This window comes from Bradyrhizobium sp. SZCCHNR1002 (assembly GCF_032381435.1).
GTDB lineage: Bacteria > Pseudomonadota > Alphaproteobacteria > Rhizobiales > Xanthobacteraceae > Bradyrhizobium > Bradyrhizobium aeschynomenes.
Map to the genome: position 1 here is coordinate 353,853 of NZ_JAUHIS010000005.1, position 18,514 is coordinate 372,366.

The following is an 18,514-nucleotide window of genomic DNA, read 5'->3' on the forward strand; positions in this document are numbered from 1 at the left end:
TCACATCACTTCGCGGATGGCGCCATAGAGATCGGCCCACGGCTTGCGTTCGCGCACCACGGTTTCGAGGTATTCCTGCAGCACGACCTTGTCCTGCACCGGGTCCTTGACGATTGCGCCGACCAGATTGGCGGCCATGCTCTGCGCGTCGATCACACCCGAGCCGAAATGCCCGGCCTCCGCCCATGCGCCGATCGTCACCGCGATCGCTTCCGCCGTCGACAGCGAGCCGGACGGTGATTTGAGCTTGAGACGGCCATCCAGCGTCTGGCCGTCGCGCAGTTCGCGGAACACGGTGACGATGCGCATGATCTCCTGGTCGGCGGGCGCGATCTTCGGCAGCTCCAGCCCGCCGCCGATCTCGCCGACGCGCTTGGTGACGATCTTGACCTCCTCATCCAGGTCGGCCGGCAGCGGCAGCACCACCACATTGAAGCGCCGCTTCAACGCCGAGGACAGCTCGTTGACGCCCTTGTCCCGCGCGTTGGCCGTCGCGATCATGTTGAAGCCGCGCGTGGCATGAATGGAATCGTTGATCTCCGGGATCGGCATCAGCTTCTCCGACAGCACGGTGATCAAGGTGTCCTGCACGTCCGAGGGCATGCGGGTCAGCTCCTCGAAGCGGACGATCCGCCCGGCCTCCATCGCGCGCATCAGCGGCGTCGCCACCATCGCCTCACGTGACGGACCTTTCGCCAGCAGCAGCGCGTAGTTCCAGCCATAGCGGATCTGGTTCTCGTCGGTGCCGGCCGTGCATTGCACGATCATCTCGGAGGACCCTGAGATCGCCGCGGCGAGATGCTCGGACACCCAGGATTTCGCGGTGCCGGGCACGCCGAGGATGAGAAGCGCGCGGTCGGTGGCGAGCGTCGCCACCGCGGTCTCGATCAGCCGGCGGTTGCCGATATATTTCGGCGAGATCTCGACGCCGGATTTGGTGCGGCCGCCCATCAGATAGGTGACGACCGCCTGGGGCGACAGCCGCCATTGCGCCGGCCGTGCCCGCGTGTCCTCCTGCGCCAGCGCATCGAGCTCATGCGCATGGAGTGCCTCGGCGGATCGGCGCAGCTGAGTGTCGGCGGGGCTCGCAGCGGGCGTGGTCATGGGTGTGCTCCAGGCATCATGTGTGGCGCTGCGGTCGGCAGCGCGAGAACGAGGTCGGCGAAATCCCTCGCCGCCCGCGCGGAGGCGGGGGACAGCGGCGCAAGCGAGCCGACGAAGGCCGGCATCGTCGCGTGCGGCATCAGCGCGGCCATCAGCACGAGACGGCCGTCATCCTTCTGCGCCGCAGGCGTCGTTGCGTCGGCAATGTCCTTCACCGCCTTCTGCCAGGTCGACGACGCGATCAGGCGCTCGGCTGTCGCCGGCGCGAGCGGCCGACGGGCTTTCGCGGCAAGCGACATCAGCGCATAGCCGTGCAACGACTCGCTGGCGTCGAGGTGTGCGCCGATGATGTGCATCACCACGTCGTCATCGCCTTCGGCCGCGGCGGCATCCATCAGCAGCATGAGCACGCGGTGCTCGCGCGGCGGCAACGCGGCGATCAGCGCCTCCTGTGGCACACCGACGGCCGCAGCCAGCGCAGAGAGCTGCAATCCGCCGAACAGCCGCTCGCGCAGCGCTTCGGCTTCCTGCCATTTCAGGCCGTCGATCGGCAGGGTGAATGTCAGGGTCGATCCCGAACCGAGCCCGATTTTCGACAGGAACGAGCCTGCGCGCTTGAAGCATCGCGCGGCCTCGATGAGCCGGGTGCCGCGTTCATCGCGGTCGGCAATGCGTGTCAGCAGTTGCGCGGCGATCTGCTTGACGCTGTCGGCGCGATCGCTGGCGAGGCTCTCCAGGAATGGCTTGTCCTCCGGGCCGAGGCCGACCACCAGCGCATCGAGCAGCGCGCCGCGGACCGGCGCCGGCTCGCTCTTCCACACCGATTCGATCAGCGCGCGGCCGGCTGCGGCATCGTCGCGGCGTATCCCCGCAACGAAGGCGCGGCGCTGCGCTTTCGGGAAGGTGGTCCAGTTGTCCGCGGTGATGCGCTCGAAGAACAGGCCCTTCGCCGCATCCTCATCGGAGTCGGAGGCGATCAAGGCAAGAAACGCACGTTCGGCGAGACCTTGTCCCTCGGCGTCCGCCTTGATGTGAGCGGCGAAATCCGGCAGATCGAACGGATGCAGCCGCCAGCCGGCGCCGTGGATCCGGCGCAACGCAAGCGGCATGACCGTCGAGGCAATCGCCTTCTCGACGCTGCGCGCCAAGCCCTTGAGGGCGCGCCGCGCCGGCTCCGGCAGGATCGGCCGCGCATCCTGGTGCAGCCGCTGCGCGGCATCGGGGACAGGATCGATGACCGGAGACGGTGCGCCGGCAAAGCGCTGCCATTGCGCGATCAGCGCGAGCAGGGGCAGCGCCGGCTCGCGTCCTTGCGGCAGCAATTCGGCGAGCTCCGACGGCACGGTCAGCGGCTGCCGCACGAGGCCGAGCAGGAACGATTGGCGCAGCCGGGCATGGATTTGCGGATCGATCGCACTGGCCATCGTCAGTCCTCGTGATGCCAGCGGCCCAGCGGCGTGTCGGCGGCGAGCACCTGGGCGGTCCGGCCGTCCCACAGACATAGCAGCGACACGTCGTCGAGGCCGAGCAGCGGCAGCAACTGATCGAATTGGCTGCGCTCGACCGCGATCGCCGCGCCGCTGACGTCTGCGATCCCCAGCGCATTCTTGCCGGCGGTGCGCAGCGCGACGTTGGACAGCAGCAACGGCCAGCGATCGAGCCATGGCAGCGTAGCCAATCGCCGCGCGTAGTCCTGCAGCGCTGGCGCGAGGCCCGGCAACGATTGCGGCCAACGCGCAGCGGCGGCCGTCTTGCGGCTGGCCAGCAGCCCGCGGAGCGGCGCCGCCGACGGATAGAACACGACCTCGCCTTCGATGAGCTCGCCGGGCGAGAACGGAAAACCCGCACCGCCGCCGGACACCGGCACGAAATCGATCAGCACCGCCGCGCGCGGCTGGCTGATGTCGGTGCTTGCATTGATCATCCAGGTTTCGAGCCTGCGCAGCCTGTCCGGTTGCACCTCGGACAGATTGGCGGCGACGATCCACACGCTCGTCACGCGAGGCGCCGTCGTATCGGCGAGCAGCTCCTCGCGCCGCACCGACCAGCCGACCGCGCGGCGGACATCGTCGCGCAGCGGCGCCGGCAACCGGTCCTGATGCCGGTAGGCCGAGGCGATCAGGGCCATCGCGCCCAGCCGCTCGATGGCGAGATCGGCGCGGCGCTCCTCACCGACGCGAAACAGCTCGGTGCCGAGCTGATCGAGCCGCGCGGCCAAGCCGCCGGCCTTGGCGTCCACCAGCCGCGTCGACAGCGTGCGCGCGGCGGAGCCTACGCGGGCGGCGAAATCGGCGAGGCCCTGATTGAGCTGATCGGCGATCCAGCGATCGAGCTCGTCGAGGCCGGCGAGGATCGCCCCCTCGCGCTCGGCCTTGATGCGCTCGCGCTGCGCCTCGGCGCGCGCAGCGGCCTTGGGATCCGCGGGGGTGGTGGTGGCAGCCTCGGCGAGCGCCGCGTCCAGCGAAGGCGGCGTGCCGGCTTCGTCGCCGTCAGGCTTCGGCTTGCCAGGTGCGCGTCCGCCGCCGCGGCGGCGCGCACTCCAGTCTTCGACCCATTGCGGTGGGCTCAGGCTCTCGAACCGCTCCGGCTTGTCGACGCGCAGCCACAGCACGGCGAGCACATGCTTGCAGGGAAACTTGCGGCTCGGGCAGGTGCACTTGTAGCCGCCGCCATCGGCCGCGGTCACGATGCGATACGGCGTCGCGCCGGAGCCCTGGCACTCGCCCCACAGCACCTCGGCATCCGTGCTTGCGGCCAGCACCGGCCAGCTCGCAGGCTTCACAAGCTTCAACGCCGCGGCAAGTGAAGCCTGGTCGGGCGCCAGCCCTTCGATCCGTTCGCGTGTCAGAGACACCCACTCTCCCAACCGGCCGATTGTGCGATGGCGCACTACCTAGCAGATGGCCGGAGAGCCGCACAACAATTCAGAGGAGAAGCCTTGCCGTTTTCGGCATCGCACGGCGACGACGGCGCAGCGTAGTCGCGCGTGCTGTCGCGACGTGCTGCCATTGGAACATGTCGCCGATACGGACGAGCCGCAATCTCCGACGAAGCCGGTGCTCGTGCCTTGTGGCCGCCCGACTATCATCATCATTGAGTCGGCACGCCGCTTCGCACCGTCCGGCGGCGTTGACGATCATGGCCGAATGGCAACGTGCTGATGTCATAGGAGCGGCTGCGGATGCGCGACGGCAATGCGTCGCGCGGCGTAATGCTGCGGTAAGGCCGGGCCGCTACGTCCTCACTGTCCTTACGGTCGTCGTCACGGCAGTTGCGCCACCGACTGCGTGCGCCGGCACCCATGCTCGCCGTCGCGCGATGTGGCGTTCGACCCGAAAGACATCGGAGTGGTGCCGCAGGTGACGCTCGACCGACCTGGTCAGCGTCGCCCGACCTGCGGCATTCTTCCATCATGAGCTGGTGCCGCATGGCTTCGAACGTCGTCGGACTCCAGCCAGCAGGCCGTCCGGGCCGTGTCCCAGCCCCACACTCCCGAACGGCCTGCAATGATGGTCTTCGCTCCGTCGCTGCATCGGCTGCGGGACCGGATGGGGCGCAGGCTTTTCAATCAGAAGGCTTCCAATCGAGAAGCGACGATGTCCCGACATGTAATGAACCCGTAAGCCGCGGCCACGATTCTCCTGCAGCAACGGCTGGGCCGATTGCAAGGAGAACAGAATGAAACGAGCTTTTGCATTTCTCGTCGCGGCATCGACCATCGCCGGCACGGTCGCGACACCGGCGAATGCCGGCGGCAACCGTGGCGCGGCGGTGGCTGCCGGCGTCGTGGGAGGCCTGGCGATCGGGGCCCTGATCGGGTCTGCGGCAACCGCCCATGCTGCTCCCACTTATGTGTACAGCTACGACGCTCCGCCGCCGCGCGTCGTCTACCGCCGTCACCGGGTCTACGAGTATGACGCGGGCTATGGCGGTGGTTACGGTGATGGCTACCAGTCCGGCTACCGCGATGGCTATTCGGACGGCGTCTGGGACGTCGACTGAGGCTCACGCACGACCGAGCGCAAGATCCTGCCGGTACGGGGCCTTGCGCTCGACTGTTTAGCCGTTCGAATGCAACGCAGGACTCCTCATCGTGTCACGAAATACGCGACGACGGTCCGCTGACATCCTGCCCGTCCCAGCAGGCGTGCTTGCACGAGAAATTCGCGCTTGACGTAGAGTCCCGCGCCAGCGGCTGCTCGCTCCGCCCGCGCGATGCAATCCGGCTGGTCGCGGAAGCAGAGCGAAACCCAGCCGCGCTCCTCGGTCGTCTCGCGCGAGGGATCCGCAGCAGGTTGATCCGCGGCAGCGGGCAGGCCGTAGTGCGGATGGTCGGGGCTGTAGAAGGCCGTCGCAAGCGCGAGGCTTTCGGTGCCGCCGACATGCGCGAGCGGCCGTCCCGTCAACTCGCGCCATTGTCGCGTCGCTTCCTCGGCGGTCTGCCGATAATAGGTACGCCCTTCTTCATAGCCATGGTTGTTGCGATAGAGTGCATGGAGCGGAGCCGCGACGGTGGCGGCTGCGACGGCGATGCCGGCCGTCAGCACCGCGACGTTGACGGTGTGGAAGCGCGCGATGCGATGGCTCGCGCCGCACACGATGATGACCACGAACAGGAAAAGTCCCTGCAGCGCCCACAGCGACGGCAGGTCGGTGCCCATGGTCAGCGCGTTGACGACGGGCAGGCTCACGGTGCCGACGGCGATGGATGACAGCAACCGCAGGCCGCCGTTCAGAGCGGCCATCTCAGCAGGGAGACGTCTGATCCGTGCGCCGACCACCATGATCCAGGTCACGGCCGGAAGTGCCATTGCGGCGAGCAGCCCAAGCACGAAGAACAGCGAATCCCGTGCGGATGTGGCGAGGTCGGACGCGGCGTGCGCCAGCGCATGCTGGATCGGTGCTCCGCCGCTCGCGACCAGCCAGTCCAGATGCAGGGAGAGGGCGCCGAGACCGGCGGCCGCCGAGATCCATGGCGATGCCGAGGTGAAGTAGGCCCGCCGCTGCGGATGCGCGATCGCCGCCAGCGCGAAGCTCATCACGAGAAAGATCGAATAATATTTGCCGAGCACCGCGAGCGCAGCCGTCGTGCCGGCGGCGACCGACCACGGCATCGTTCGGGTCTCGAACGCCCGCAGGAAGCAATAGGTCGCCAGCGGCCAGGTTGCCAGCTGCACCGAGTTCGCGTTGAAGCGCTGGGCGTGAAACTGATAGGTGGGGGTCAGCATCAGCAGCAGCAGCACGATCACGCGCTTGTCGCCGGTCACGAAGCGGCGGGACACCAGGTCGACGAACCACAGCGCCAACGCCGCGTTGGTCATCGCCATCAGGTGAAACGACCAGTCGGACAAGGGGAACACGGTGGTCCAGGCGCGGGCGACCCAGCCCATCAGGGGCGGATGCTTGGCGTAGCCCCAGGCGAGCTGTCGTCCGAATGTCCACGTTTCCAGGACATCGGGGTGCAGCCCGGCGCCGGAATAGGCGATGGTGAGATAGCCGGTCCAGACGGCCACGAAGCACAGAAGCAGCAGCGGCACGGCCCAGCCGGCCTCGATGCCGTCGAGCCAGCGCAGCAACGGCTGCCGCCACGCCGCCGGATTGCGATCCGACCGTTCGGCGGTCGCCGCGAAGGCAAGGTCAGGAAACATATCGGCCTGCATCAGGGAACGAGCGCCCGGCGCGACGTTCGGTCGGCGGTGGCAAGGTCCGGGCGGGGAAGGGGCGGCTGAGCTTCGTCGCAGCCGAAGAACGAGGGCGGCAGCGGAGATGGCGCCGCGGCCGGTGATGGGATCGGGACCGGCCGGCCTGTCCGGTCGATCATGCGTCAGTCTTCACGTGGAGATATCCTCGGCGATTGCTGGGCGCGCAGCTTCGGCCAGGACGATTACGGCAGCCTGACATGCGCGGCCCACGCGCGCCGACCCATGAGAGGTGGGCTCACGGCTGTCATGCGACGTCATACGATGGCAATCGCGCCGGCTGAGACGTCGTGCAGTCTGCAACCGGAGATCATCAGGATGAACGCGGAGCAGACCTCGGAACAGGTACCGGGACGCCGTCGATGTAATCCTATTGTAATCCGCCAGTAATGAATAGAAACACGGGCGTATCGATGGTGCGGGAGAGTGACGTGCGTGTTCTGGTCGTTGAGGATGACCCTCAGCTGGGAATCTGGCTGCGGGATGCACTCGCGACCGCGTTCGGCTCGTCGGATATCGTCACCACGCTCGACGAGGGGCGGGCGGCGATCGCCGTGCGCAATTTCGAGCTCGTGGTGATCGACCGCGGCCTGCCCGATGGCGACGGGCTGGCGCTGCTGCCGCACCTGCGGCAACAGAAGCCGAGCCCGGCGACCGTAGTGCTGACGGCGCTCGACGACCCCGCCGACATCGCGCGGGCGCTCGATGAAGGCGCGGACGACTACGTCGCCAAGCCGTTCGAGCCGATCGAGCTGGTCGCACGCGCACGAGCGGTGCTGCGCCGCCTGTTTCTCGATCGCGGCGCGATCGTCACGATCGCCAATCTGAGCTACGACATCGTCAATCGCGCGGTCTGCGTCGATCAGACGCCCATCGTCGTGCCGCGGCGCGAGCTGGCGATTCTCGAGGCGCTGGTCCGCGGCAGCGGACGCGTGGTCCTGCGTGAGACGCTCGAATCGGCGGCCTACGGCTTCGAGGACGAGATCCAGTCGAATGCGATCGAGGCCCACGTCTCCCGGCTGCGCCGGCGGCTGCGGGAGGCAAGCTGCAAGGCCACGATCAGGCCGGTGCGCGGCCTCGGCTATCTCCTGAGCGGCGAGTAACGGGCATGAGGTGGCAGAAGGTCACGCGCGTCCGTCGCTCCATCACGCTGCTGTCGGCGACGCTGATCGGGGTCGTCAGCACCATCATGCTGATCTGCGCCGCGGCCTTGCTGATCCGGTTCGGCGGCGACGACGACGGAACGTGGGGCGCGGCCGATGTCGCCGATGCGCTGAAGGAGGCGGTGGCGCGGGACGCCGGCGGGCGGCTGCTCGTCAAGCAGACCGCGCGTCTCGACAAGATCATCCAGGATTTTCCGACCTTCTGGTACGTCGTGTCGGACAAGAGCGGCGAGGTCAGCTACGGGCCGATTCCGAAATGGCGGCCGCACAAGCACCCGTCGTCGCAGGACAGCACGCGCTTTCTGGCCTACGCCATCGACGGCGAGACCCGGAACCTGAAGCGCATGACGGCCGTCCGGAACACGCCGGTGGGCGAGGTCTGGATCGAGACCGGCGGCGTGGCCTACACCTCGACGCAGCTGATGCTGGGCACGTTGACCGACGCGACGATCGTGGCGCTCCCGATCATTCTCGTGCTGCTGGCGACGGTGGTTGCGGCCCTGGTGTTCGTGCCGACGCTGATCGCGCGCCCGGTCCGCGCGGTGGCGAGCGCGGCCGAGATGATCGACGGCGTTCCGGACGGCCGCCGGCTGCCGGAGCGGGACGCGCCGGCCGAGTTGCTGCCGCTGGTCACCGCATTCAATCGAGCGCTGTCCCGCATCGACCACGCCGCCGAGGCGCAGCGCAACTTCCTCTCCAACGCCGCGCATGAGCTGAGGACACCACTGACCAATGCACGCACGATGCTCGAGGCGGTGCCGGACGCCGGCCTGCGCGCCAGGCTCGTTGCCGAAAACCAGAAGCTGTCCGCGATCGTCACCATGCTCCTGCAATTGGCGCGCATCTCGATGGAGCCGGCCGAGCTGACCGAGATCGATCTGGTCACGCTGGCGCGTCGCGTCACGGCGGAGCACGTGCCGATGGCGCTGAAGGCCGGCCTGGAGATCGGCTTCGCCGGGCCCGACGCTCCGGTCTGGATCCAGGGCTCGGAGCCGGCCGTCGCCGCGGCAATCTCCAACCTGATCAGAAACGCCGTCACGCATGCCGCCGCGGGCGGACCGATTCTCGTCGACGTCGACGCAACGGCGCGCTTGAGCGTGATCGATTCCGGGCCGGGATTGCCGTCGGATCAGCCCGAACGCCTGCTGCAGCCGTTCGCGCGCGGATCCGCCCGCGGCGAAGGCATGGGACTCGGGCTTTCCATCGTGTCGCAGGTCATGCTGACGCACCATGGCCGCGTCGCGCTGCACGAGACGCCCGGTGGAGGCGCCACGGTGGAGCTGAGCTTCGCACGCGCCTCGACCCCGCGAGGCGGAGCATCGATCGCCGCCGACGAGGCCTCGCCGCCCCGGCGGCGCGCCGCAGGGAAGGCCGGGTTGCAGCCGCACTCGGGCTGAGCTTCACCTCTCGAAATCTCAGCGCGTCTCCTTGCTCCGCTGCCACTTCAGGAAATCGCTGTAGAGCCGCGCCGCCTCGTCCGAGGACATCCGCGCCTGCGCCTTGCGCTCGTCGAGGAATTTGCGGAATTCGGCGGGGTTGCCGTCCGTCGTTGGCGACTGCATCGCCCGCGCGCCCTCGAGCCATTCCTGCGCCGCCTTGAAGCGGATCAGACCCTGCACCGGCGCCGACAGCACGGTGTCGCGCCATTTCGGATGCCGCGGCGGCGACTGCAGCACCTGGATCTTGCCGAACAGCGCATCGACGAACCGCGCGGTGCGGCGATAGCGCTCGCTGTTCTCGGGCCAGTTGTACACCATCAGCACGGTGGAGGCCGCGACCGCGTCGATCCTGGCGCCCGGCGGCACCAGGTTCGGATATTCTTCCGACGAGAACGCGGTCGGCAGATAGATGTCCTGCAGCGCGCGGTCGTAGGGCACGGCGAGCAGGTGCAGCCGGCCGCCCTCGTTCTTGATGCCCTTGATGATCGGCGCGTCCTTCGATACCGACGCGATCCAGGCATCGCCCTGGCCGTCGATCAGCTTCTGCAGTCCGCCGGTCGGATCGGTCTGCGAGTCGATGTCGGCCTGGATGCCGAGCCGCCGGAAGATCGTGCGCGCGGCAGGCAGGCCAATCGAGCGTTCGGCAAACACGCGCTTGCCGTTGAGATCCTGCAACGAGCGGATCTCGCGCCGCGCGACGATGTGGACGTCGTTGTGAAACAGCTGCGCGATGTAGCGCACGCGCTGGGCGATGTCCGGGATGTTGTATTCCGTCTTCACGAACTCCATCGCGTCGGTGGCGACGAAGCCCATATCGATGTTCTTCAGCATGATGATGTCGACGAGGTTCTGCGCCGAGCCCTTGCCGAGGATCGGCAGCACGCGCAGGCTCTCGCCTTCGTCGAGCACCGCGGCCATGTCCGAGCCCATCACCGACATCGGTCCGCCGATCGGTGCGGTGATGACGGTGACCGTGCCCGAGTTCAGCGATTCACGATCCGGCAGGGTGCCGACATGGGCCGCGCCGACGTGGGCCGCGCCGGCCGGGGCGCGCTGCTGCTGCTGCGCCCGCGCGCTGCCGCCGGGCCCGCAGGCCGTTGCCAGGATGATCGCCGAAATGATTGCGCAAACATCGACACGCGCCACACCTGCCCCCAACGCTTCCTTGAAGTCATTCTAATTTGGCAGTGCACTTAGCAATTCGATCCGGGCCGAATTTTGTCCTCGTCGTGGTGGTGCGCAAGAAGCTGCAAAGTAGCCCAATCAATTCCATGCTGCGGCTGGAATCGCAGTGGGGCGGCCGCTTCCGTGCCCGGCTCACGGCGCGCCGTCGGCGCGATGCGTCAACTGGTCGCGCCGTGCTCCGGATGCGTACTAACAACTCAAGCGCTGGCCTGATCGAGCCGCGCAACCTGTTCGGGAGTCAGCGCGAGCTGCGTCGCCGCCACCAGCGTGTCGACATGCTCCGGCTTCGTGGCGCTGGCGATCGGCGCGGTGACGGACGGTTTGGCCAGCAGCCAGGCCAGCGCGATCGCGGCCGGCTGCGCGCCGGTCTCGCGGGCGACCGCGTCGAGGCCGGCGAGAATGCGCATGCCGCGCTCGTTCATGTATTTGGGAATCGCGCGCGTGCCGCGCGGGCTCTGGCCGAGATCGGCCTCCGAGCGGTATTTGCCGGTGAGGAAGCCGGCAGCGAGCGAGAAGAAGGTGATGACGCCGACGCCGTTGTCCTCGCAGACACGCTGCAGCGCGCCCTCATAGGAGGTGCGCTCCGCGAGGCTGTATTCCGGCTGCAGGCTCTCATAGCGCGGCAGGCCGTTCGCCTTGGAGATGTCGAGCGCGGCCTGCAGCCGCTCCGCCGAGAAGTTCGAGGCGCCGATGACGCGCACCTTGCCGGCCTTGATGAGCCTGTCATAGGCCGCAAGCGTCTCCTCCTGCGGCGTGGTCTCGTCGTCCTTGTGCGACTGGTACAGATCGATCACGTCGGTCTGCAGCCGGCGCAAGCTGTCCTCCACGGCGCGGGCGATGTAGTCGGCCTTCAGCCCGACCTTGCCGTCGCCCATGTCCATGCCGACCTTGGTGGCGAGGATGATCTTGTCGCGGTTGCCGCGCAGCTTCATCCATTTGCCGATGATGGTCTCGGACTCGCCGCCGCTGTGGCCCGGCACCCAGCGCGAATAGACGTCGGCGGTGTCGAGGAAGCTGAGGCCGGACTCCAGCACCTTGTCGAGCAGGCGGAACGAGGCGGCTTCGTCGACCGTCCAGCCGAACACGTTGCAGCCGAAGCAGAGGGGCGGAACGTTGAGGCCGGAACGGCCGAGCGGACGGTGTTTCATGACGATCTCTCGATTCGAGGGGGCTTATAAAATGTGTGGCTGGATGTGTGGCGAGCGCCTGCGACAGATTGCCTCCGTTCGTCGCGCATGACCAGCGCGGCAGCAGCATGGCGGGCCCGCGTGATGCATCCAAACCATGGCGCCGCTGCCCCGAAGAGGTTCCGACGACGTCAGACTTTCCACTTAGTTGCCGATGATGGTCCGCCCATTGCGACCGCCTTGCAGATGAGGATGCGAGGCGCTGGTTGAGGAGTCCGTCCAATGAACACGCTGACCTATGACCAGCTCGGATTGAGCTCCGACGCCCTGATGGTGCAGGACACGGCCGCGGCGAACAACACGACGACCACGACGGCTGCCGCCGCGACGCCCTTCGTGCTGCCGCCGGATGCGGTCTCGGATCCGGTCGTCCATGCCGACGGCTCGGAGACCGTGTCGGTTCACACCGGCGGCCTCACCTTCAACCTGACCTTCGACGCGGCGGGCGCTGCCGCTCCGGAAAGCTTCCGGGCCGGCGTCGAGCAGGCCGCCGCGATCCTGTCGTCGGCGATCACCGACGAGGCCACGATCAACCTGTCGATCGAATATGCCGGCACCGGCGGCGGCGCCGGCGCCAATGTCAGCGACGGCGTGTTCGCCAACTACGCGTCGTTGCGGACCGATCTGCAGGACCACGCGGCGGCAGGCGACACCGTGTTCGACAATCTGCCGAACACGCGGGCGGTGCAGGGCCATTCCCAGGTGTTCGTCGCCAATGCGCAGGCCAAGGTGCTCGGCCTGATCGATCCGAACGATACGACGACCGAGGACGGCTTCGCCATCTTCAACACCGACATCCCGACGCAGTCGCTGGTCGGCGTCGCGCTGCACGAGCTGTCGCATGCGCTCGGGCGGGTGCCCTCGCCGGGCAATCTCGACATCTTTGATCTGTTCGACTTCACCAAGCCCGGCCAGAACCTGATCAACAATAGCATCAGCTCGGCACCGCCGGCCTATTTCTCGCTCGACGGTGGCGTCACCAAGATTGCCGATTACGGCCAGAACTCCGATCCGGCCGACTTCCTCAACACCGGCATCCAGGGCGCCAACGATCCTTTGAACGAGTTCTACAATCCGACCACGTCGCAGACGCTGTCACCGATCGACCTCGTGGTGCTGGAGACGCTCGGCTACAACATCACGACGCCGGACACCGCGGCGCTGCTCGCCGAGCTGCCGCGGGCGCGCGGCGTCGCCGCTCCCCTGCAGACCGTGCAGCAGGCCGCGGCCATCAACTCCGCCGTCGCGGCCGAGACCGCCGCCAGCCTGATCAAGCTCGGCGACGCGGCCGGCGCCGCCCAGGTGCTCGCCAACGCCGAGGCCGATGCGGCCGCAGCCAATGGCACGACCGCGACCAACGCGAACGGCATGACGCACGAGGCGGCCCTCCACGACCCCTATGCCGGCAACGCCCACTACGATTCCATGATGGCCATGCACCTGCACAACATCACCGCGAACTGAACTCGACGTCACCGGCACGGCGCCTGCCGGCAAGGCGCGCCGTGACGGAAACCCCAAGCCGGTTCGTATCGTCGAGCCGCGATGCGGCCCGACGCGCGGGGCTTCCCGCGACGCCGCGCCCGCATCCGCCAGCCCGACCGCGCCATCCGCGCGATGTGCGCGAGACGTTACGGCCGCGCAACAATCTCAGTGTCGTCCCGGGCGGAGACCCGGGACCCATAACCACCGGCCGACATGTGAGGCGCGCGAGCAACTCCACCTTCAGGCGGCCCATGCCCACCGCTCGCGGAGCCAAGCAGCGCGAGCGGCAAGTCGTGTATTAGTTTTATGCAGCGTCACCGTAGTTCCCTAGCGGCACTCGTCGATTGGATATTGCTGGGCGCTGCCGGGGCTGTCGAAGACGTCGACGAAGACCTTGATGCCGGTCTTGCAACGGGCGATGCAGGCGTTGGTCTCGGCGCTGCATCGGTTGATGTATGTGTCGAAATATCGCGCCGAAACCCTGGTCCTTGCCCAGGAGCGACATTCCTCGCCCTGCCGGGAGCACGACTTGGCATCAGCAGCTTGCGGCAGCATCGCCGCAGCGATCATGATGGCCGTCGTCAGGGCTGCGGACGTGAAGCGCCGCGACCCCGCCGACGTCAACCAGTTGGTAACAGATCTCACCCGTGAGCCCTCCGCCTGACGAGGGCACCATGAGAGCGAAAGATGTATTGAAATTTTATCAACCGTGGCGAGTGGCGATGCTCTGGACGGTGCTCGTCTCGCGATGTCCGCACGCGCACACCGCAGCATTGCTCAAGTACATGGTTGGATTCCGAGCAACGCAATTGCCGGCGACGGTCTTCGCTTTGTTACGGGCCCGGTACTCGATTTCGCCGTCATGCCCGACGGGCAATCTCCGCATCGCCCTCATGCACCAACCGCCCGTCGAGCCAGTTTGTCGCACGCTCGTCGCCTTGTGTCGTCGGGCAAATCAGGGGCGATGCTCTCGGCCATCCCGTTCGCGATGAAGAGGGACGTTTCGGCCGATCGTCACGGAGCATAGCGAGCGGGGAGCGGTGGACGTGTCGGGCTCGGGGCTTTCGCGCAAGCGGGCCGGCGTGCTGACGGGGCGACAGTCTGGCCGCAGCCTGGAGCAGATCATCGAGAAGCTGTCGCTGTACCTGAAGGGATGGCGCGGCTACGTCGGGTTCTGCGAGACGCCGTCGGTGTTGCGCAAGCTGGATGAGTGGATCAGGCGGCGGTTGCGCGCCGTCGTCCGGACCCGATGGAAGCGTGTTCCTAATCGCTTTGATGAGCTGCGACGCCGCGGCGTCGACCGGGAGACGGCGCTCAAAACCGCCGGCAACCCACGTGGTCCCTGGCGGCCCGCCAACAGCGCCGCGCTGGCCAGAGCTCTGCCAAAAATCCTTCTTCGCCTCACGCGGCCCGCCTTACCTCGAGGTCCGCAGAACCGCTTAATCTGCCGAACCGCCGTATACGTGATCCGTACGTACGATGGTGTGGGAGGGGGGAGTCGCGAGACCCCCTATCCCGATTCAGCCGAGGCCCGGCCTTCCCTGCACCCTCCGTTCCGATGGAGGGGACGAGTTCCGCAACACTCGGACGCCGATGCGCCGCGAGACGGCGATGCCATATGCGAAGCTCGTACGACATATTCCGCCGTCGACCCGGCGAACGCCGGGACCCATAACCACAGGACGTCGAATGAGGCACGTCTGCCGCGACATCCGCGGTCGCCAAACGCTCCTGTGGCTATGGATCCCGGGTCGCGCTTCGCTTGCCCGGGACGACGCGGGAGAGTGTAGTTGGCTGCTCAGCAAGCAAAGCTGAGCGGTCGGCAACCCGTCTCACCCCACCATCCGGCCGCGCCCTTCCCAATACCGCGCGCGCAGCACCTTCTTGTCGATCTTGCCGACGCCGGTCACCGGCAGCTCCGTGACGAACTCGATGCGCTTGGGCGCATGCGCCGAGCCCTTGCGTGCCTTCACCAGCTCGATCAGCTCCGTCGCATCCGGCTGCGCACCCGCGCGCGGCACCACGATCGCGGTGACGGCCTCGCCCCATTTGTCGTCGGGCACGCCGACCACGGCGCATATCGCGACATCGGCATGCTGGGTCAGCACATCCTCGATCTCGCGCGGGAAGATGTTGAAGCCGCCGGAGACGATCATGTCCTTCTTGCGGTCAAGGATGTACATGTAGCCGCGCTCGTCGCGCCGGGCGATGTCGCCGGTGTGCAGCCAGCCGTTCTTCAAGGTCTCGGCGGTGATATCGGGCCGCTTCCAGTATTCCGTCATCACATGCGGCGCGCGCACACAGATCTCGCCGGCCTCGCCCTGCGCCACCTCCTGATCATTGTCGTCGAGGATCTTGACCTCGCAGGCCGCGATCGGGAAGCCGCACGACAGGAACAGCTCCGGCTGCTTCGGATCGTGATCGGCCTTGCGCAGCACCGAGACCGGATAGCATTCGGTCTGGCCATAGAGCTGCGAGAACACCGGCCCGATGCGCTCGATGCCCTCGACCAGCCGCGTCGGCGACATCGCGGACGCGCCATACAATACGAGCTCGAGCGAGGACAGATCGGTCCGGCTCAGCGCCGGATGATCGAGCAGCACGTAGATCATGGTCGGCACGAACAGCGTGAAGTTGATGCGCTCGCGCTCGATCGTCTTCAGCACGGCGTCGGGGTCGAAGCCCTTGAGCATGTGCACGGTGCCGCCGCGCATCAGGGTCGGCAGCACCTTGGTGCCGGCGACGTGGCTGATCGGCGCCACCGTCAGATAGCGGGCACGGTCGGGGATCTCGAAATCGGCCAGGATCGCGGTGGCGAAGCCGCCATATTCGCGGTGGTGACGCAGCGCGCCCTTCGACTTGCCGGTCGTGCCGCCCGTGTAGTTCAAGGTCGCGACATCGTCGGGTGTCGCGAAATTGCGCGCAGTGGCATGGCCGGCCTGCTCGAGGGCGGCGAGCAGGTCTGCGCCGTACCCGGCTTGTCCGAGAGTGTACACGTGACGCAGGCCGTCGGCACGCGACGCCAGCTCGCCGCCGCGATCGCGGAACGCCGCGGCATCGATCACCAGCACCTGCGATTCCGAATCCGCCAGCTGGAACAGCTGATCCTCCAGCGATCCCAGCGGATGCAGCCAGGTGATCGCGAGCCGGGACAGCTGCGCCGCCATGCCGGCGCACCAGCTGTCGGCGCGGTTCGCGGTGAGGAACGCAACGCGCGTTCCGGCCGGCAGGTCGAGCCGCATGAACACGCTTTGCATGCGTCCGATCAGGTCGACGGCGCCCTGATACGTCAACGATCCGCCGGGCCAACTGAATGCCGTGCGCGTTGGATGGCGCGACAGTGTCAGCAGGGTCTGCTCACAAACGACCGGGAACGCGTGGAGCCGATGGGTCATGCGATGGTCCTCCCGACGTGTCCCGCTGGTTGTTGCGTCGCAGGGCTTGGCGACAGGGGCTTGGCGAGAAGGCTAACAGAATGTCGCTTGCGCTCAAGCCGAGTCATGACGCCGGTCGGAACATCGCTGCGCGCGCCGCGTTGCCCGGCCGAACAATAGCGGAGCAAGGCCATGCGCACCTCGACAGCTTTTTTTGCAGGAGCCGGAACGGTCGCCATCGCCGTCGCTGCCGGCCTCGGCGGCGGGCTCATGATTGCCGAGGGCATGAATCCGAAATCGGCGCCGGTCGAGACGGCCAAGCTCGAGCGTTCCGCGCCGTCGCCCAGTCCGGCCGCGACCTCATACCTCGCCGCCACGCAGGCGGCTGCGACGACTCCGATCAAGGTGACGCCTGTCGCGACACAGGCCGCTGCGATGCCTGCGCAGGCCAATGCCTCGCCGCAGCCGCAAGCGGCTGCTGCAGAAGCGACCGCGACGACGGTGGCTGCGTCGGCGGCCTCCGATCCACAGGCGGGCGCGTCGCAGGCTGGTACGCCGGACGACGCACAGGCGAAGCTCGTGGACAAGGGGCAGGACAAGGCCGCCGAGAAGGTGCAGGATCCCGATCCCAAGTCACGCGAGGCCGAGCGCAAGCGTGCCGCGGAGCAGCGCCGCGCCGAGCGGCATCGGCAATATGTCGAGCGTCGCCGGCAGCGCCGCGAGCAGGATCTGCGTGCCGTCGAACAGGCGGTGCGGGAGGATACGACGCCGCGGGCCTATGCCGCCCAGCCGGTCGACATGCAGGGCCCGCGCTTCAGCTTCTTCGGCGACGATTGATCGCGCACGCCGGCGTCGCTATCCCTGAGTCAAGCAAAGGCTCTGGGAGGCGCGCGGTGCAAGGACGTCCAATGACCAGCCTGCGAGCGCGGCTGCGTCTGCCGCTGATCGCAGCACCGATGTTCCTGGTATCGGGAATCGATCTCGTCAGCGCAACCTGTGCGAACGGCGTGATCGGTTCGTTTCCCACGGTGAATTGCCGCACGGCCGGCGAGCTCGAAGCTTGGCTGGGCGAGATCGCAACCAGGCTCGCTCGTGCCAGCGATGCGAGCGGTGAGGCCGCCGCGCCGGTGTGCCCGAACCTGATCATGCACCGCTCCAATGTCCGGCTCCAGGACGATCTCGCCGTGCTGCTGCGGCACCGGCCGGAACTCGTGATCACCTCGGTCGGCTCTCCGGCACCGGTGATCGAGCCGTTGCATGATGCGGGTACGCTGGTGTTCGCCGATGTCGCCTCGATCCGTCACGCCGAGCGTGCCGCGGAGGCTGGTGCGGACGGGCTCGTGCTGCTCACGGCCGGTGCCGGGGGCCAGACCGGCTGGCTCAATCCGTTTGCCTTCGTGCGTGCCGTCAGGGCGTTCTTCCCCGGTCCGGTCGTGCTCGCCGGCGGCATCAGCGATGGCGTGGCGCTGCGCGCCGCCGAGGTGTTGGGCTGCGATCTCGCTTATATGGGCACCAGGTTCATCGCCACGCAGGAGAGCATGGCAGATGGCCGCTACAAGGCGATGCTGGTCGAAAGCTCCGCGGACGACGTGTTGCTGACCTCCGCCTTCACCGGCCTGCCGACCAGCATGCTCAGGCCATCGATCATCGCTGCCGGTCTCGACCCGGAGGCGCTGCCGGCACGCGGGGCGATCGAGATCGGCACGGACATCGATGTCGGTGCGCGCGAGAACAGGCCGAAGCGCTGGCGGGATATCTGGAGTGCAGGCCATGCGACGTCGGGCGTGTCGGACGTTCCGTCCGTCGCGGACTTGGTTGCGCGAACCGCCGATGAGTATGACCGCGCGGGTGCCGTGCGCGGTGCCTTCGTACGATGAG

Annotated in this window: 15 protein-coding genes; 8 read left to right on the forward strand and 7 right to left on the reverse strand. The window is 67.5% G+C overall.

Annotated elements, in window-relative coordinates; genetic code table 11:
• The 3 genes from QX108_RS24200 to QX108_RS24210 are packed head-to-tail and all read right to left on the reverse strand — an operon-like array spanning position 1 to position 3,958.
• The gene (locus tag QX108_RS24200; RefSeq protein ID WP_315783372.1) at positions 1-1,104 is read right to left on the reverse strand and encodes an AAA family ATPase; all 1,104 of its coding nucleotides are present in this window, start codon (positions 1,102-1,104) and stop codon (positions 1-3) included.
• Entirely contained in the window at positions 1,101-2,528 is a 1,428-nt protein-coding gene (locus QX108_RS24205) for a DUF5691 domain-containing protein (protein ID WP_315783374.1), read from the reverse strand. Before QX108_RS24205 ends, QX108_RS24200 begins: the two co-directional genes overlap by 4 nt.
• Positions 2,529-2,530: 2 nt before the next feature.
• Entirely contained in the window at positions 2,531-3,958 is a 1,428-nt protein-coding gene (locus tag QX108_RS24210; RefSeq protein WP_315783376.1) for an SWIM zinc finger family protein, read from the reverse strand.
• A gap of 824 nt (positions 3,959-4,782) precedes the next feature.
• Between QX108_RS24210 and QX108_RS24215 the strand changes: the two genes are divergently transcribed.
• On the forward strand, positions 4,783-5,106 hold the full coding sequence (locus tag QX108_RS24215) for a hypothetical protein (protein ID WP_315783378.1): 324 nt from the start codon (positions 4,783-4,785) through the stop codon (positions 5,104-5,106).
• 86 nt (positions 5,107-5,192) lie between these two features.
• Here QX108_RS24215 and QX108_RS24220 read toward each other — a convergent pair whose 3' ends face one another.
• A complete protein-coding gene (locus QX108_RS24220) occupies positions 5,193-6,752 on the reverse strand; it encodes a glycosyltransferase family 39 protein (RefSeq protein ID WP_315783380.1) in 1,560 nt (519 codons plus the stop codon).
• 482 nt (positions 6,753-7,234) lie between these two features.
• Here QX108_RS24220 and QX108_RS24225 point away from each other — a divergent pair, with 482 nt between their 5' ends.
• Both QX108_RS24225 and QX108_RS24230 read left to right on the forward strand, forming a co-directional pair.
• Positions 7,235-7,906 carry a response regulator transcription factor gene (locus tag QX108_RS24225; protein ID WP_315724277.1) on the forward strand — a complete coding sequence of 224 codons (672 nt, stop codon included), beginning with the start codon at positions 7,235-7,237 and terminating at the stop codon, positions 7,904-7,906.
• Between the two features lie 5 nt (positions 7,907-7,911).
• Positions 7,912-9,363 (forward strand): HAMP domain-containing sensor histidine kinase, encoded by a 1,452-nt coding sequence (locus tag QX108_RS24230; RefSeq protein ID WP_315724278.1) that lies wholly within the window; start codon positions 7,912-7,914, stop codon positions 9,361-9,363.
• A gap of 18 nt (positions 9,364-9,381) precedes the next feature.
• On the opposite strand, the gene QX108_RS24235 is transcribed toward QX108_RS24230, so the two are convergent.
• Together QX108_RS24235 and QX108_RS24240 are read right to left on the reverse strand one after the other, a co-directional pair.
• Positions 9,382-10,512, reverse strand: a complete 1,131-nt coding sequence (locus QX108_RS24235; protein WP_409998554.1) for a hypothetical protein — start codon at positions 10,510-10,512, stop codon at positions 9,382-9,384.
• Positions 10,513-10,787: 275 nt separating this feature from the next.
• Positions 10,788-11,738 (reverse strand): aldo/keto reductase, encoded by a 951-nt coding sequence (locus QX108_RS24240; RefSeq protein WP_315783383.1) that lies wholly within the window; start codon positions 11,736-11,738, stop codon positions 10,788-10,790.
• Between the two features lie 261 nt (positions 11,739-11,999).
• Here QX108_RS24240 and QX108_RS24245 point away from each other — a divergent pair, with 261 nt between their 5' ends.
• The 3 genes from QX108_RS24245 to QX108_RS24255 all read left to right on the forward strand — a co-directional run bounded on the left by QX108_RS24245 (position 12,000) and on the right by QX108_RS24255 (position 15,052).
• Positions 12,000-13,241, forward strand: coding sequence for an NF038122 family metalloprotease (locus QX108_RS24245; protein WP_315783385.1), 1,242 nt, complete (start codon positions 12,000-12,002; stop codon positions 13,239-13,241).
• A gap of 439 nt (positions 13,242-13,680) precedes the next feature.
• Entirely contained in the window at positions 13,681-13,926 is a 246-nt protein-coding gene (locus QX108_RS24250) for a hypothetical protein (protein WP_315799610.1), read from the forward strand.
• A gap of 418 nt (positions 13,927-14,344) precedes the next feature.
• Complete coding sequence (locus QX108_RS24255) at positions 14,345-15,052, forward strand: group II intron maturase-specific domain-containing protein (RefSeq protein WP_315783571.1); 708 nt, start codon at positions 14,345-14,347, stop codon at positions 15,050-15,052.
• Between the two features lie 42 nt (positions 15,053-15,094).
• On the opposite strand, the gene QX108_RS24260 is transcribed toward QX108_RS24255, so the two are convergent.
• On the reverse strand, positions 15,095-16,657 hold the full coding sequence (locus QX108_RS24260) for an AMP-binding protein (protein WP_315783389.1): 1,563 nt from the start codon (positions 16,655-16,657) through the stop codon (positions 15,095-15,097).
• Between the two features lie 171 nt (positions 16,658-16,828).
• On the opposite strand from QX108_RS24260, the gene QX108_RS24265 reads away from it, so the two are divergent.
• Positions 16,829-17,473, forward strand: a complete 645-nt coding sequence (locus QX108_RS24265) for a hypothetical protein (protein WP_315783391.1) — start codon at positions 16,829-16,831, stop codon at positions 17,471-17,473.
• A 71-nt stretch (positions 17,474-17,544) separates the two neighbouring features.
• Positions 17,545-18,513, forward strand: coding sequence for a nitronate monooxygenase (locus QX108_RS24270; RefSeq protein ID WP_315783393.1), 969 nt, complete (start codon positions 17,545-17,547; stop codon positions 18,511-18,513).
• Position 18,514: the final 1 nt, after the last annotated feature.

Coding starts and splice junctions, on each gene's coding strand:
- QX108_RS24220 (WP_315783380.1), bottom strand. CDS start 6,752: ATGTTTCCTGACCTTGCCTTCGCGGCGACCGCCGAACGGTCGGATCGC.
- QX108_RS24200 (WP_315783372.1), bottom strand. CDS start 1,104: ATGACCACGCCCGCTGCGAGCCCCGCCGACACTCAGCTGCGCCGATCC.
- QX108_RS24215 (WP_315783378.1), top strand. CDS start 4,783: ATGAAACGAGCTTTTGCATTTCTCGTCGCGGCATCGACCATCGCCGGC.
- QX108_RS24240 (WP_315783383.1), bottom strand. CDS start 11,738: ATGAAACACCGTCCGCTCGGCCGTTCCGGCCTCAACGTTCCGCCCCTC.
- QX108_RS24250 (WP_315799610.1), top strand. CDS start 13,681: ATGCAGGCGTTGGTCTCGGCGCTGCATCGGTTGATGTATGTGTCGAAA.
- QX108_RS24205 (WP_315783374.1), bottom strand. CDS start 2,528: ATGGCCAGTGCGATCGATCCGCAAATCCATGCCCGGCTGCGCCAATCG.
- QX108_RS24265 (WP_315783391.1), top strand. CDS start 16,829: ATGCGCACCTCGACAGCTTTTTTTGCAGGAGCCGGAACGGTCGCCATC.
- QX108_RS24270 (WP_315783393.1), top strand. CDS start 17,545: ATGACCAGCCTGCGAGCGCGGCTGCGTCTGCCGCTGATCGCAGCACCG.
- QX108_RS24230 (WP_315724278.1), top strand. CDS start 7,912: ATGAGGTGGCAGAAGGTCACGCGCGTCCGTCGCTCCATCACGCTGCTG.
- QX108_RS24245 (WP_315783385.1), top strand. CDS start 12,000: ATGAACACGCTGACCTATGACCAGCTCGGATTGAGCTCCGACGCCCTG.
- QX108_RS24260 (WP_315783389.1), bottom strand. CDS start 16,657: ATGACCCATCGGCTCCACGCGTTCCCGGTCGTTTGTGAGCAGACCCTG.